Annotated in this window: 11 protein-coding genes and 1 tRNA gene; 9 read left to right on the top strand and 3 right to left on the bottom strand. The window is 41.9% G+C overall.

All coding sequences use genetic code 11. The features are described from left to right. Position 1: 1 nt before the first annotated feature. Entirely contained in the window at positions 2 to 1,324 is a 1,323-nt protein-coding gene (locus tag EZV76_RS14420; protein WP_136567274.1) for an amidohydrolase family protein, read from the bottom strand. Between the two features lie 266 nt (positions 1,325 to 1,590). On the opposite strand from EZV76_RS14420, the gene EZV76_RS14415 reads away from it, so the two are divergent. Then, positions 1,591 to 2,586 (top strand): hypothetical protein, encoded by a 996-nt coding sequence (locus EZV76_RS14415; RefSeq protein ID WP_136567273.1) that lies wholly within the window; start codon positions 1,591 to 1,593, stop codon positions 2,584 to 2,586. Between the two features lie 3 nt (positions 2,587 to 2,589). On the opposite strand, the gene EZV76_RS14410 is transcribed toward EZV76_RS14415, so the two are convergent. After that, on the bottom strand, positions 2,590 to 4,653 hold the full coding sequence (locus EZV76_RS14410) for a TonB-dependent receptor family protein (protein WP_136567272.1): 2,064 nt from the start codon (positions 4,651 to 4,653) through the stop codon (positions 2,590 to 2,592). A 359-nt stretch (positions 4,654 to 5,012) separates the two neighbouring features. Between EZV76_RS14410 and EZV76_RS14405 the strand changes: the two genes are divergently transcribed. From EZV76_RS14405 to EZV76_RS14370, 8 genes are all read left to right on the top strand, one after another. Further along, complete coding sequence (locus tag EZV76_RS14405) at positions 5,013 to 6,089, top strand: efflux RND transporter periplasmic adaptor subunit (RefSeq protein WP_136567271.1); 1,077 nt, start codon at positions 5,013 to 5,015, stop codon at positions 6,087 to 6,089. Further along, positions 6,086 to 9,169, top strand: a complete 3,084-nt coding sequence (locus EZV76_RS14400) for an efflux RND transporter permease subunit (RefSeq protein WP_136567270.1) — start codon at positions 6,086 to 6,088, stop codon at positions 9,167 to 9,169. Before EZV76_RS14405 ends, EZV76_RS14400 begins: the two co-directional genes overlap by 4 nt. A 1-nt stretch (position 9,170) precedes the next feature. Next, positions 9,171 to 10,481, top strand: a complete 1,311-nt coding sequence (locus EZV76_RS14395) for a TolC family protein (RefSeq protein WP_136567269.1) — start codon at positions 9,171 to 9,173, stop codon at positions 10,479 to 10,481. 113 nt (positions 10,482 to 10,594) lie between these two features. Next, positions 10,595 to 10,678: transfer RNA gene (locus EZV76_RS14390), tRNA-Leu, on the top strand. Positions 10,679 to 10,839: 161 nt separating this feature from the next. Continuing rightward, on the top strand, positions 10,840 to 11,739 hold the full coding sequence (locus EZV76_RS14385) for a MerR family transcriptional regulator (RefSeq protein ID WP_136567268.1): 900 nt from the start codon (positions 10,840 to 10,842) through the stop codon (positions 11,737 to 11,739). A 13-nt stretch (positions 11,740 to 11,752) separates the two neighbouring features. Further along, positions 11,753 to 13,207, top strand: a complete 1,455-nt coding sequence (gene crtID, locus EZV76_RS14380) for a bifunctional phytoene desaturase/3,4-desaturase (protein ID WP_136567267.1) — start codon at positions 11,753 to 11,755, stop codon at positions 13,205 to 13,207. Positions 13,208 to 13,209: 2 nt separating this feature from the next. After that, a complete protein-coding gene (locus EZV76_RS14375) occupies positions 13,210 to 14,049 on the top strand; it encodes a phytoene/squalene synthase family protein (RefSeq protein ID WP_136567266.1) in 840 nt (279 codons plus the stop codon). Then, a complete protein-coding gene (locus EZV76_RS14370; RefSeq protein WP_136567265.1) occupies positions 14,050 to 14,514 on the top strand; it encodes a sterol desaturase family protein in 465 nt (154 codons plus the stop codon). On the opposite strand, the gene EZV76_RS14365 is transcribed toward EZV76_RS14370, so the two are convergent. After that, positions 14,501 to 15,061, bottom strand: coding sequence for a TlpA family protein disulfide reductase (locus EZV76_RS14365; protein WP_136567264.1), 561 nt, complete (start codon positions 15,059 to 15,061; stop codon positions 14,501 to 14,503). The two genes, EZV76_RS14370 and EZV76_RS14365, sit on opposite strands and share 14 nt — an antisense overlap. Positions 15,062 to 15,067 lie beyond the last annotated feature (6 nt).

Genomic DNA, 15,067 nt, shown 5'->3' with positions numbered 1-15,067 from the left:
GTTACTTCTTATCCGGCACCTTGTTTCCGGCAATCCAGACAGAGGAAATGGTCCTTGTGTTGGCCATGTCTTCCAAAGGATTCTTGTCAAGAACTATAAAATCTGCCCATTTGCCCTCTTCCAAGGAACCAACACCTTCCAATTTCATCACCTTGGCCGTATTCTCCGTAGATGCCATGATCACTTCCATGGGAGACATGCCAGCATCTACCATCATTTCCATTTCCAGATGCTCAAAATAGCCGGGGAATCGTCCCGCAGGCCCACTATCCGTTCCCATAACTATTGGAACTCCCGCATCTGACAGCAGCTTCAAGTTTTTCATGGCTGTGGGCAGGGCCTCCTTATATGCTTGGGCACTGGCGCTATTGGCAATACTTTCCATACGTTCCGGACTGCGCAATTCCGCAATGGTGGCGGCATCCACTTCCTTGGTAAAAAAAGAATCTGTAAAATAATCGGGTTCACCCCCAAAGACAAAGGTGGACACTTCCCGCATCAAGGTGGGGGAATAGTACACCTTGTTTTCTTTCATCAACTTGATAAATTCTTCATCCACCAATGTATCCCGAACGCTATGCGCTATGTAATCCGTACCTGCCCACACTACATTTTTGGCATCCTCCAGATAAAAAATATGTGAGGCTACCCTATATCCCAATTCATGGGAATAGTCAATTACCGTTTTGTAAATGTCTTCGGCCATTTTTGGTGAGGTGCCGAGGACATCATCTACCCGTATCTTCATAAAATCCACTTTGAGCGAATCATTATGATCAATGATTTCCCTGACATCTCCCTTGGTGTTCCCAGAGATAACCTCTCCTGCTATAAAAAGTCTGGACCTATCCAAGGTATGTACATTTTGTGCGTTTCGAAACTCTGCGGAAATCCCTGTTCCGTCGCCTAGGGAAACCAAAGTGGTAATTCCATACCGTGCATAGGTATTTAGATGATTGACAACATTTTCCCTACTATATCCTGATTGCATACCACTGGACACCCCTACATGACAATGGGCATCAATGATTCCCGGCATTATCGTCTTTCCATTCACCTCCACAATTGAAGCACCTTTAGGAATGGTGACAGCATCCTTAGTTCCGACACCTACAATCTTGCCCTGATCCACCAATAGAACACCGTCTTTGATGATTTCGGCTCCTGTTCCATCAATGATGTTGGCCCCAACGAATGCAGTAACTTTTATTTGGGATTGGGATGAAGAGTTTTGTCTACATCCCAATAAACAGATAGTAGTTGCAAGGGTCATCATCGTAAACCTGTACAGTTTTTTTGAAAGGGCTTTACTTTTTGAGTTCATGTTCTTCCGGGAATATTTTGGACTTGCCGTTGTTGCAAACACTTATTAAAACTGAAAAATACAACATGTACATGGTAAAATCCATTGCTATTTTGTTATAAATCGAGAAAAAGACATTTCTCCTTTGACCATAAACACTTAAAAAGATTTGGTTGATTTTTAGAACATCCGGCCTCAAAAATGAATCATCCGTAACAACCCAATGTCCACACATCAAAATTGTTTTCCATTTCCTTATTTTAGAGTTCAAACCCACATTCCATCAGATGAAAAATAATAAGCGTATTGTCTTCTTCCTTGGATTGCTCACCACCTTTGGATGGGCCCAACAACAAGCTCCACAAGTTAAAATACATAATGAAAATATCATTGCAACCCTTTACCTCCCTGACAAGGATAAGGGATATTACCGCGCTTCCCGGTTTGATTGGGCTGGAGTCATTCCGAAATTGGAATATAAAGGACATGCCTATTTCGGACAATGGTTCAAAGATTATGACCCTCTATCGCACGATGCCATTATGGGTCCCGTTGAAGATTTTAAGGCCGTAGGTTTTGAACAAGCCAAGGCTGGCGAAGTTTTTTTAAAGATTGGGGTGGGTTTACTAAAAAAGGATGATGGAAAAAGTCATTCATTTTCCAAAACCTACGACATTATCGATTACGGCAAAAGAAAAGTCAAGGTGCGAACCAATGCCGTTACGTTCCATCATGAGATAACTTCTGAAGGGTATTCGTATAACTATGAAAAAAAGGTGAAACTCATCAAAGATAAGCCCCAATTGGTTTTGCAACATCGATTTAAAAACACTGGAAAACTACCTATTGAGAGTTTGGTGAACAACCATAACTTTTTTGTGATGGACGGCATCCCCATTGGTCCAGGGTATTCAGTAATTTTTCCGTTTACGCTAACCGACAAGGATGGTGTCCCTTATGCTTCATCAGCCGAAAAGACCGGTTTAAAGGATTATGCCAAAATTGAGGGCAATAAAGTGGTGTTCACCAAAGAACTTATTGATGATTTTGCACAGATTCGTCCGGCTTTTGGTTATGACTACAATGACCCGAAGGATTACGACATCAGACTGGAAAATAGGGAAGCTGGAATCGGGGTAAGGATCACATGTGACCAACCCATATCCTCCTTAGCGGTTTGGTCGGCACCACAAACGATTTGTCCCCAACCTTACATTAATGTAAAAGTAGCTCCTGGTGAGGTATTCACATGGACAATAACCTACACGTTCTATACCTTGTAAAGTTTAAAAGGTGTAGGTAACTCCAATTTTTCCGTAATAATTTATACCGTTGGCAGGATAATAGTATCGCGGCAGATTGCCACCAAACCCAACTGCATTGATCAATACAGATCCGGCATAATTGGTATCGAATACGTTATTGACCCCGGCATTGAATCCCAGCTTTAGGTTCTTGTTCATGGCAAGGCTATATCTGGATGAAACATTGATCACATTATAGGACTCACTGGAAATTGTATTGGCATCTGTCAGAGGTATATCATCTACATACTGATGGGAAAGATTAAAAACAAATCCGCTATCATGTACTAGATCTAAACCAGAACTGATTCTGTTTTTTGGCACACCTGTAAGTGGGTTTCCACTGAAATTGGAATCATCGTCAACAAAATCCACAAAACTATGGTCGCTCAAGGTATAGCTCAAGTAAGGGGTCAATAAAAGTGCATTGGAAACCGAAATGGCATATCTGGCATCCATTTCCAAACCTTGATGACGAGTTTTCCCTGCGTTGGTTCCAATATATTGGTCTTCTCCGACCCGTTGGGCCACCAAAAGATCATTGATACGCATTCTATAAGCTGTGGCTGAAAGCTGCAGCGCTTCATTGAGCAACCTAAATTGTCCACCAAACTCGTAGTTTATACCCTTTTCCTGTGAAATGTCCGGGTTGATAACACCTTCCGGAGTTAATGTCTCCTCCAAACCGGGATTGGAGAATCCCCTGCTCACATTGGCATATAGGATACCATTTTTCAATCGGTATTGAAGTTCCAAGCTAGGTAATAGGATTGCATCAAAATCACGATGGGCAGAAGTATTCGCCTCGCCAGCGTTGAACAAATCCCTAAAATCATACTTCGTCTTATTAAGACTTAACCCTATTTGGGCTGTTAGGTTCTTTTCCAAAAGAAATTCAAAAGTGCCAAAAAGATTCAATTGTCTTCTAAACTCCATATTATTGCTCAATCTATCCCCCTGTACACTACCATTGCCCTCATTGTCCCTGAACAAATTTTGAAAAGTGCCCCAATGGTATTCATCCTTGTAAATTTCAGTTCCGAGGGTAAAATTGCCCATAAGAAACTTTCCATCGAAAACAGACCTAAGACCAAATCCGTTGGTAAATTCATCCAAAATGTTGAATGGACGAGGCTCATAATGGTCCAAGTAGGTATAAAAAATACTCGTCTTGTTTCTTAAAACCGAATTGAACTCATACGTATGGGTCACCCCGGCCAAAGTGTATTTGTTGGCCTCAAATCCTTCTGCTGCCAACCAATTTCCGTCCGCATTGGTAGGATTCTGTTCAAAATCAGTTTGATTGAGTGAGCTTGGGATTCCGGCGGTATAATCAATATAATTAAGTAAGAAATCCAACTTGCTCCTATTCCCCAAAACCACAGAAGACGAAAGCAAAAGACCATCCCTTTCAAATTGATTGTTCTGCCTGTAACCCTCCGTTTTCAAATGATTATAGCTAAGACTCAGGTTAAAATTCTTTTCGGAATGCCTAAAGGCCAAATTGTTCTTGAACATTTCATATGAACCTACGGTAAGGGAGTTCACTAAAAACGTTTTCCCTACTTCAGGGGCCTTTGTATTGAGTATGATGGCTCCTCCCAGATTCGACCCAAAGGAAGATCCCTTGGGCCCCTTTATGATTTCGACCGCTCCCACATTCTCAAGATCGTATGCTTCTATGGTAGAAAAACCGGTTCCGTTGGTCACAGGGATGTTGTTAAAATACAATCGAAGCTTATCGGTTCCATAGGGTGTACGCGCCCCAACGCCCCTAATGGTAATTCTGTTCGTGTTCAGTGCCCCGGAAAGTAAATACACCCCAGAAATTTGGTTCATTGAAGTGGCGATATCCAACGGACCAAACTTTTCAATATCCTTCAATCCAATGGAGCTGGATGGTGTTATACCCACCGCCCTTTTTTCTATGCCTTGTTCTATGAGCACAACTTCTTCCAAGGCGTTCAAGGAATCTTGTTGGGCATTCTGACCAAAGACCAAGGATAGGGAAACAACGTAAAAAGTTAAAAAAAGAGAGGTTTTCATTTTGGGTTCACCGTTACATTATCTGCTAAAACAAGTAAAATTATAAACTTTTTAGGGCAATCATTTTTTTTCGGGCAAAATAACAATTTGTGCATTTTTTGATACAATCCGAAGGAGCATAGATTCTACAGGGGTTTGTAAAGAAATGGAGAGATTATCGACCTACACCAAGCCATCCTTATAAATTCTTAAATTCGGTATTTAAGGGGAGGGTTATTGTCGTTGGCCCACGGTATTGGGACGTTTACAGAAAAGTATGACATTTCATCTTTTCACCAACCTATAGATTAGGGCATAAGGGCTATCTTTGAGCACGCCCAATTATGGGCTTTTGTGGTATTTGCTATTCATTAATACTCATGAAAACAAAACATATTTTTTACACCTTGTTGGTTATCGGATTGGGCGCTCTTATTGCCTACAGAATCAAGTCCAACAACGAAGTTAAAATTTCTGGTCCAACAGGCCCTGGAATCACTACCGTAAAAGGAATGATTTTAAAACCCAAGGCTTTCAAGGACAATATTTCCATTTCCGGTACTTTGGAAGCCAATGAACAGATCGATTTACGCAGCGAAATCTCCGGAGTGGTCGAAAGCATCAATTTTAGAGAAGGAAGCCGGGTCTCCCAAGGTCAGATTTTGTTCAAAGTGAACGATATTGAATTGCAAGCGCAGTTGTCCAAGGCCCTTACCGCAAAAAAATTGGCATCCGAAAATGAACGGAGAGCCAAGTTACTTCTGGAAAAGCAAGCCATAAGCCAAGAAGAATACGATATTGCCAGCGCCGATTTTCAATCTGCCAATGCAGAGTCTGAATTAATCGCCGCACAATTGTCCAAGACTACTGTCCGCGCACCTTTTTCAGGAACCATAGGTCTTCGTGCCATTTCCAAGGGAACTTATGTGACGCCTTCCACGGCCATTGCCAAATTGGTGAATACCGATGAGTTGAAAATAACTTTTTCAGTTCCGGAAAAATATGCCTCCCAAGTACGGGTGGGCACTGTACTTTCCTTTACCACATCGGACTCCAAAGAAGAATACAACGCCACCATTTACGCCATTGACCCTGAAGTGGATATCGCCACCAGAACGTTAAGGATGCGGGCTAAAATGGACAATAGGGACAAAAAACTCTATCCAGGGGCCTATGCCAACGTAAGTCTCCCTTTACAGACTTTGGATGATGCCCTGTTAGTCCCTTCAGAATCTTTGATTCCTGTTCAAAATGGGAAAAAAATCTTTGTACTTAAAGATGGAAAAGCTAGGGAAATAGATGTGGAAACTGGTTCCCGAACCGGAAAAGCTGTTCAGGTCCTATCCAATTTACATCCTGGCGACACTGTGTTGACCTATGGGGTAATGGCACTCAAAGACGGAGCCCCTGTTGAAGTTGTTTTGGAAGATTTTGAACCCTTGACTGCTGCACAATGAACCTTTCAACCATAAGCATAAAACGGCCCATTCTGACCATTGTGATGAACATTTCCATCATTCTGTTCGGGATAATCGGCTACACATTTTTGGGGGTTCGGGAATTCCCATCCATAGATCCCGCTATGGTTTCGGTACGGACCAGTTATTCAGGTGCCAATGCGGATATCATTGAATCGCAGATTACCGAACCCTTGGAAAAGGCAATCAATTCCATTGATGGCATTCGTAATATTACCTCCTCCAGTGTACAAGGTTCCAGCTCCATCAGTATTGAATTTGATTTGGACAAAAATCTGGAAGATGCCGCCAATGATGTGCGGGACAAAGTTTCGCAGGCGGTCCGTAGCCTTCCTGATGATTTGGACGCTCCCCCTGTAGTATCAAAGGCCGATGCCGATGCACAGCGTATCATTTCGATGACCGTGCAAAGCGATAACAAAAATATTCTGGAACTTTCCGATTTTGCCGAAAACGTTCTTGCCCAGCGCATAGAGACCATCCCAGGAGTAAGTAGTGTACAGATTTGGGGACAACGGAGGTATGCCATGCGGCTTTGGATAGATCCCTTAAAGCTTGCTTCATACGGACTTACCGTAGCCGATGTAAGAAGTGCGCTATTGGCCCAAAATCTGGAGCTTCCGTCCGGAAAACTGACCGGAAAAAACACAGAGTTGACCGTAAAGACTTTGGGGAACCTCAATACCGAAGAGGAATTCAACAATATCATCATCTTGGCCGATAGTGAAAAATTGGTACAACTCAAGGATATTGGAAAAGCAAGTCTCGAAGGAGAGAACATGGAGACCAAAATGAGCGATTCGGGACAACCGATGGTGGCCATCGCCGTGGTTCCACAACCCGGCACCAACTATCTTGAAATCGCAGATGCTTTTTATGAAGAATACGAAAGACTGAAAAAAGACCTTCCTGCAGATTTTAAGCTAAATGTGGTCATTGATGATACCGTATTCGTAAAAAAAGCGGTTACCGAAGTGGCCGAGACCATTTTGATATCCATTGTGTTGGTCATTCTGGTCATCTATCTATTTTTTAGGAACTGGTCCATGGCACTCCGACCCTTGTTGGATATTCCCGTTTCCTTGATCGCCACTTTCTTTTTTATGTGGTTGTTCGGTTTTTCCATTAATGTTTTGACCCTATTGGCCATTGTTCTGGCCACAGGACTTGTGGTGGACGATGGTATTGTAGTCACTGAAAACATCTACAAAAAAGTGGAAGAAGGGATGAATCCCATTGAAGCAGCAATAAAGGGATCCAAAGAAATCTTTTTTGCGGTGATTTCCATATCCATAACCTTGGCCGCAGTGTTTTTGCCTGTAATCTTTTTGGAAGGATTCGTAGGGCGCCTCTTCCGGGAATTTGGTGTAGTCCTTGGTGCAGCGGTAATGGTATCGGCCTTTGTGTCCTTGACCCTTACCCCTATGCTGAACGCCTATTTGACCAAACCCGGAAAACAAAGTAGATCCCGTTTCTATCAAGTCACAGAAAAATATTTTGTGGCCATGAACAAATCCTACGCCGATCTATTGGGTAAATTCATGAAACGAAAGTGGCTCAGTTTTCCCATCTTGTTTGGCTGTATTGGACTCATTGTCCTGTTCTATTCACTATTGCAGAAAGAAACCGCACCATATGATGACCGGAGCTTTGTTAGGCTTAGCGTAACAGCACCCGAGGGGTCTTCCTATGAATATATGGATCAATTAATGACCGGAATCACAGAACTCATAAACGATTCCATTCCGGAAAAGAAAGTGAGTTTGGTTCTCACCTCTCCCGGGTTTGGGACATCCTCGGTAAATAGTGGTCGTGCAAACGTGGCCCTTGTAGACCCCAGTGAGCGGGAACGTTCCCAAAAAGAAATTGCAGATGATCTAGGCAGATGGGCCAAGGCCTTTGTAGGTGGAAAAACCAACGCATCAGAACGACCAACCATTTCAGTAAACCGTCGCGGGGGACCTCCCATCCAGTTCATCATTCAAGCAAAGAACTTTGAAAAATTGGAAGAGAAGATACCCGAGTTCATGGCTGAAGTGGAAAAGGACCCTACATTTTCTTTTTCCGATGTCAACCTAAAATTCGACAAACCCGAGCTCTACGTATCCATAGATCGTGAAAAAGCAGAAAGCTTGGGGGTATCGGTCCGTGATGTGGCCCAAACGCTGCAATTATCGCTCAGTGGCCAACGATTTGGGTATTTTTTGATGAACGGGAAACAGTATCAAGTTATAGGGCAATTTGACAAATTGGATCGTGATGAACCCATGGACCTCACCTCAATTTTTGTGAAAAACAAGGATGGTCTTTTGATCCAGCTTGACAATTTGGTCACCACCGAAGAACACAGTAGCCCACCCCAATTATTTCACAACAATAGATACATGTCTGCCACCGTCTCCGCCAGTTTGGCCCCGGGCAAAAGTATTGGGGATGGGATAGACGCTATGAATGCCATTAAGGATCGTGTTTTGGATGAAACGTTCACCACCGACCTTGGTGGAGAGTCCCGGGACTTTGTGGAAAGTAGTTCCAACACCATTTTTGCCTTTGGTCTGGCATTTTTGTTGATTTTCCTGATTTTGGCAGCACAGTTTGAAAGTTTTATCGACCCATTCATCATTATCCTTACCGTTCCCATGGCCGTAGCGGGAGCCATGTTCTCACTTTGGCTTTTTGGGGAAACCTGGAATATTTTCAGTCAAATTGGAACCATCATGCTTATTGGATTGGTGACAAAGAATGGTATTCTCATTGTAGAATTCGCCAATCAACTACAAGAAGATGAGGAACTTACTAAAATGCAAGCGATTATGAGGGCTTCGGAATCACGTTTGCGCCCCATTCTAATGACCAGCTTGACCATTGCACTAGGAGCCTTGCCTATTGCACTTTCACTTGGTGCTGCATCGGCCAGTAGAACAGGTATGGGAGTTGTGATCATTGGCGGAACCATGTTCTCTTTGGTACTTACCCTATTTGTAATCCCTGCCCTGTATTTAATGTGGTCCAAGAAAAAAGTAATCCGACCAGAATTCAAAATCCTTGAAGCATCGTAGTATGGGGATTCATTTAAGATTTTATATCCTTTTATGTGGGTTGGGTGTTGGCTTCTTCGGAACGGCCCAAGAGCTTCTGACGGTTGATGAAGCAGTAAAGATTGCCTTGGAAAACAACTATCAGGTAAAAATGGCCCGAAACGATCTTAAGATGGACGAACTTTCGGTGAGTCCGGGACAAGCAGGAATGCTTCCAAAGGTCGATGCCAACGTTGCAGACAACAATAGTCGACAAAATTTGTCCCAGGTTCGTTCCGATGGTACCGAGGTGGAACTTGATAATGCCAAGAACAGAAACCTAAATTATGGGGTGGCATTGGAATGGACCATCTTTGATGGGTTTCGCATGTTTGCCAATCACGAACAGCTCAAAGAAAATCAAAAGTTAGGCGAAGCGGAATTAAAACAAGTTGTTCTTAACAAGGTTGGCGAGGTATTGGTCACTTACTACGATCTAGTACAGCAGCAACAACAATTGTCTGCGTTGGACAGTACCTTGATCATATCCGAACAACGAGTGGAACTGGCTCAAAACCGTTTTACCATTGGGAAAGCCTCAAAATTGGAAGTGCTCAATGCGCAAGTGGACCTGAACACCGACCAGACCCAAATGCAACGCCAGCAAGAACTATATAAAAACACCAAGATTCTATTGAACGAGCAATTGGCTCGGGACCTAAAAATGGATTTTGTGGTAGCGCCTGAAATTTTTGTAGATCAAGCCTTGATTCTTGAAGAGCTCGAAAACAAGGTGGCAGTAGAGAATCCCCAATTGCAGGCAGAGATTATCAATAAAAGGATTAGCGAACTACAACTGAAACAGATAAAAGCATCACGGTACCCTTCCGTTTTTGTATCTACAGGGTACAATTTTGGCCATACCGAATCTAGTTTGGGCTTTACCACGAGTTCAGATTCCAGAGGATTTAACTATGGCTTTGGGGCCACCTTGAACCTTTTTGATGGGTTTAACCAAAATCGCAATGAAAAGTTGGGGAAAATGGCTGTGGAAAATGCGGAAATTGCCATTGCACAGCAAAAGCAATCCCTTATTGCCATGGTGGGCACCACCTATCAAACTTACCTGACCAACATAAGCCTCATTGAACTGGAGGAAAAAAATGAAACCATTGCCAAGGAAAACCTGGACATCACGGTTGAGAAATACCGAATCGGTATTATTCCTACAATTGAATTTAGAACGGCTCAATTAAACTACATCAATGCCAGAGTAAGGCACAGTAATGCAAAATTTCAAGCCAAAGTATCCGAAATCATCTTAAAACAACTCGCCGGAAATCTGGACCTATAGCATTAAGGTATATTTTCCAAACGATAATGCAATTTGGTGCGGTGAGGTTTTTACAAAAGAATTATATTTGTGCCCCTCAACGATTACCCAATACAATCGTTGTTGAAAAGCCGGCCCACGTGGTGGAATTGGTAGACACGCTACCTTGAGGGGGTAGTGTTCGTAAGGACGTGCTGGTTCGACTCCAGTCGTGGGCACAAAGCCGCAACCATGTTGCGGTTTTTTTTATCCCATCTTTTCTCATTTATTTTTTACCCAAAACTATATCAACATTCAAACTTCTTCCTTAAATTTTATGGGTAAAAAATAGGTCAATTCGGTTAAAATTGTAAATTTGTTTAATGTTTTTACTTAAAAGATGAACAACGTAAAGAAATCTTTCAGTATTCGGGATATGGAAAACCTTTCAGGAATTAAAGCCCATACCATCCGTATTTGGGAGAAAAGATATAAGCTCTTCACGCCTGAACGTACTGATACCAACATTAGAACCTATAACATTGTAAGTCTTCAGAAACTGTTGAATGTAACGCTGTTATACAATCACGGATACAAAATTTCAAAGATTGCAAAACTGGAAGAATCCCAAATTCCGGATTTGGTCAAGGAGATTACGGTCAGGGATAGGGAAAATGACCATGTAATGAACCACCTGAAAATGGCCATGCTCAATTTTGATCAAACCCTTTTTCTGAAAACATATGACAGTTTGCTGTCTGAAAAATCGTTTAGTGACACATTCAATGAAGTCTTTATCCCATTCCTGAATGAATTGGGGCTACTTTGGCAAACAGACACCATTAGTCCGGCACACGAACATTTCATCAGCAATCTCATCAAACTAAAAATTTATAGCAACACGGAGGCCCTTCAAATGGAGAAAGTTTCAAGGGATGATCATGTTTATGCACTTTATCTCCCAGAAAATGAAATCCATGAACTTGGGTTGCTGTACGTCAATTACGAAATCATCAACAAAGGTTACAAATCCATTTACTTGGGCCAGAGTATGCCTTTGGAGAGCTTGATGGACTTGGTAAAGTATTATCACAAGATAGATTTTATCTCCTACTTTACGGTGGCTCCCACCAAAGACGAAATCTCCGATTATTTCAATCGGTTCAAAGAAATTATGAAACTTCCCTCAGACTCCAAGCTACATGTTCTGGGGCATCAGATACAGGAGCTATCGGAAGACGATCTTCCCAAAAACGTAAAAACGTATGGTTCCATTGCCCAATTAATGGAATCCATATAACGCTGCTTTACCCATGAAAAAGGCCATTGTCATAGGATCCGGTTTTTCCTCACTCTCAGCAGCATGCCATTTGGCCAAAGCAGGGCTGGATGTAAGCGTCTTTGAGAAAAACAGCACTATTGGCGGTAGGGCTAGACAACTGATAAAAGATGGGTTCACTTTTGATATTGGTCCTAGTTGGTACTGGATGCCGGATATATTTGAAAGGTTCTTTGCCGATTTCGGAAAGCAAACCTCCGATTACTACCAATTGGACCGCTTAGATCCAGCCTACAAAGTTTTTTTTGAGGAAGATACCCTATCCATTGGCGATAGTATGGAAAAGATATGTGAAGAATTTGAACGCATAGAATCCGGAAGCAGCCAACATTTAAGAAATTTTATTTCAGAGGCGCAAGAGAATTACAACATAGCCATAAACAAGGTGGTGCTTCGGCCTGGACTTTCACCAATGGAATTGGTTACCAAAGAGACGGTGCTCAGGGTAGATCAGTTTTTTAAGACCATCAGTCAAGAGGTTCGTAGACAATTTAAAAATCCAAAATTGGTTGCAACCCTAGAATTTCCTGTACTTTTTTTGGGTGCGAAGCCCAGCAAGACACCATCATTCTACAATTTCATGAATTTTGCTGATTTTGGTCTTGGTACATGGCATCCCAAAGGAGGTATGTATGAAATTATCAAGGCCATGAAAAGTTTGGCCGAAGAACTAGGAGTGAAAATACATACCGATAGTCCTGTGTCCAAAATTTTGGTATCGGATAAAGAAGTCATTGGAATACGTAGCAATGGCAAAAACCATATTTCGGACTATGTTGTTAGTGGAGCGGATTATCACCATTCCGAAACTTTGCTAGATCAGAGATACCGTCAATATTCAGAGGCCTATTGGGAAAAGAAAACCTATGCACCCTCTTCCCTACTCTTTTATATCGGTTTTCGAAAAAAATTGGACAATGTTGAACATCACAACCTTTTCTTTGATACCGACTTTGAAAAGCATGCCCAAGAGATTTACGATACCCCCCAATGGCCAAGTGAACCCTTGTTCTATGCCAATTTTCCATCCATTACCGATACCACAATGGCTCCCAAAAACTGTGAGACCGGTTTCTTTTTGGTTCCAATAGCCCCAGGGTTGGAAGATACCTCTGAGCTTCGCGAGCAATATTTTGATATTGTGATGGATAGATTTGAAAAACGCACCCAACAAGAAGTAAAAAATTCTATTATATTTAAGGAGAGTTTCTGTGTAAACGATTTTGTGGAGCAGTACAATTCCTATAAAGGAAATGCTTATGGTTTAGCCAACACCCTGCGGCAAACTGCATTTCTGCGACCCAACCTCAAAAGTAGCAAGGTGAAAAATTTATTTTTTACCGGTCAGCTTACTGTTCCGGGACCGGGAGTGCCCCCTTCCCTAATCTCTGGAAAATTGGTAGCTGATCTAATCACTAAAAAACTTTGATCATGAAGACTATTTTTGATGATGTATCGTACAACTGTAGCAAAATTGTTACACAATCTTACAGCACTTCTTTCTCTTTGGCTACCAAGATGTTGGCTCCATCCATTCGCTCAGACATCTATAACATTTATGGTTTTGTGCGTTTTGCCGATGAAATTGTGGATACCTTCCACGAGTACGATAAAGAAGCACTTTTTAACCGGTTTGAAAATGATATGAAGCATGCTATTACGGATAGAATCAGCCTAAATCCTATCCTGAATGCTTTTCAGTATACCTATCATAAGTACGATATTCCTTTTCATTTGGTGGAATCGTTCATGAACAGTATGCGGATGGACCTAACCAAAAAAACTTACGAAACTTTTGATGAATATCGGGAGTATATCTATGGATCGGCAGATGTAGTAGGTCTCATGTGTCTATGTGTTTTTGTACATGGCGACAAGGAAAAGTATGAAGAGTTAAAAGAATCTGCCATGGCCTTGGGCTCTGCTTTTCAGAAAATAAACTTTCTCAGGGACCTCAAAGCAGATTACGAACACTTGGATCGCACCTATTTCCCCAATACCAATTTGACAGAACTCGATGAAATCTCCAAAAAGAGAATCGTGAATGAGATTAAAGCAGATTTGGCAGTAGGATATTCAGGTATCATAAAATTACCGGAACAAGCCAAGTTTGGGGTTTATACAGCTTATCGGTACTACAAGAAATTGCTCCAAAAGTTACAAGGAACACCCTCGTTGGAAATCAAAAATACCCGGATTAGGGTTCCCAACTATCAAAAATTTGGACTTTTGGCACATTCGTACCTCAACTATAAATTACAATTGGTATAAATGAAACTAGCGCTTTGGATACTTGTATTCTTGTCCACATTCTGCTTTATGGAGTTTATGGCTTGGTTTACGCACAAATATGTGATGCATGGCTTTTTGTGGAGCCTTCATAAAGATCACCACAAAAAGGACCACGACTCTTGGTTTGAGCGTAACGATGCTTTCTTTATTTTCTATGCCGTGGTGAGCATGATACTCTTTTATCTGGGCAACTATACCTCGTTTTGGTATGGCTGGCCATTGGGTTTTGGAATTCTGGCCTACGGAATTGCTTACTTTTTGGTACACGATATTTTTATACACCAACGCTTCAAGTTATTCCGAAATGCCAATAATTGGTATGCCAAAGGGGTTCGAAGAGCTCATAAAATACATCACAAACACTTAGGCAAAGAAGAAGGGGAATGTTTTGGAATGCTTCTTGTGCCCTTCAAGTACTTCAAACGGCAAACTACTCCAAAATAAGCTGGTCCACCAAAGTCCTTGTTTTATCCGAATTCCAGTTGGCAGCTCCTTTCTCATCGACCACTATTTTTCCAGACTTACTAATGATGTATGTAGCAGGTATACTTTTGGACATCAATTCCTTGGGAATGGACGAAACCTGAAAATAGATTGGTAGTCGATATCCTTTCTTTTCGATGAATTGCTCCACCTTATCCTTGTCATCGTTGGCCACAAAAGCAAATACAACTTCATCTTTATAATCCTCGTAAAGCTCTGCAAAGCTGGGAAGCTCGGCAACACAAGGAGGACACCAAGTGGCCCAAATATTTACCACGACCACCTTACCTTCAAAAGATTTGAAATCAGTATGTTTTCCTTCAACATCAACCAATCGCCAATGGTAATCCGCCAATGTTTCTTGTTCTTCTACCGATACCACATCGGCACTAGCTGATATAAATTTGGTTACCCACACACGAAGGTGAAACCCAACCGGGGTAAAAAGTATCAAAGCAATGGCCAATAGCCATATGCCATTACTAATTTGCTCTTTGGAAACTTTCATTGGGTG

It is taken from the genome of Flagellimonas alvinocaridis (assembly GCF_004916895.1).
In the GTDB taxonomy this organism is placed as follows: domain Bacteria; phylum Bacteroidota; class Bacteroidia; order Flavobacteriales; family Flavobacteriaceae; genus Flagellimonas; species Flagellimonas alvinocaridis.
The sequence above is the reverse complement of the archived record's forward strand: the minus strand, read 5'-3'. Positions and strand labels throughout refer to the sequence as shown.

What these genes read in the sequence shown, in the direction of transcription:
- EZV76_RS14395 (WP_136567269.1), top strand. Translation starts at nt 9,171, where the DNA reads ATGGGGATTCATTTAAGATTTTATATCCTTTTATGTGGGTTGGGTGTT.
- EZV76_RS14400 (WP_136567270.1), top strand. Translation starts at nt 6,086, where the DNA reads ATGAACCTTTCAACCATAAGCATAAAACGGCCCATTCTGACCATTGTG.
- EZV76_RS14375 (WP_136567266.1), top strand. Translation starts at nt 13,210, where the DNA reads ATGAAGACTATTTTTGATGATGTATCGTACAACTGTAGCAAAATTGTT.
- EZV76_RS14415 (WP_136567273.1), top strand. Translation starts at nt 1,591, where the DNA reads ATGAAAAATAATAAGCGTATTGTCTTCTTCCTTGGATTGCTCACCACC.
- EZV76_RS14410 (WP_136567272.1), bottom strand. Translation starts at nt 4,653, where the DNA reads ATGAAAACCTCTCTTTTTTTAACTTTTTACGTTGTTTCCCTATCCTTG.
- EZV76_RS14405 (WP_136567271.1), top strand. Translation starts at nt 5,013, where the DNA reads ATGAAAACAAAACATATTTTTTACACCTTGTTGGTTATCGGATTGGGC.
- crtID (WP_136567267.1), top strand. Translation starts at nt 11,753, where the DNA reads ATGAAAAAGGCCATTGTCATAGGATCCGGTTTTTCCTCACTCTCAGCA.
- EZV76_RS14385 (WP_136567268.1), top strand. Translation starts at nt 10,840, where the DNA reads ATGAACAACGTAAAGAAATCTTTCAGTATTCGGGATATGGAAAACCTT.
- EZV76_RS14420 (WP_136567274.1), bottom strand. Translation starts at nt 1,324, where the DNA reads ATGAACTCAAAAAGTAAAGCCCTTTCAAAAAAACTGTACAGGTTTACG.
- EZV76_RS14370 (WP_136567265.1), top strand. Translation starts at nt 14,050, where the DNA reads ATGAAACTAGCGCTTTGGATACTTGTATTCTTGTCCACATTCTGCTTT.
- EZV76_RS14365 (WP_136567264.1), bottom strand. Translation starts at nt 15,061, where the DNA reads ATGAAAGTTTCCAAAGAGCAAATTAGTAATGGCATATGGCTATTGGCC.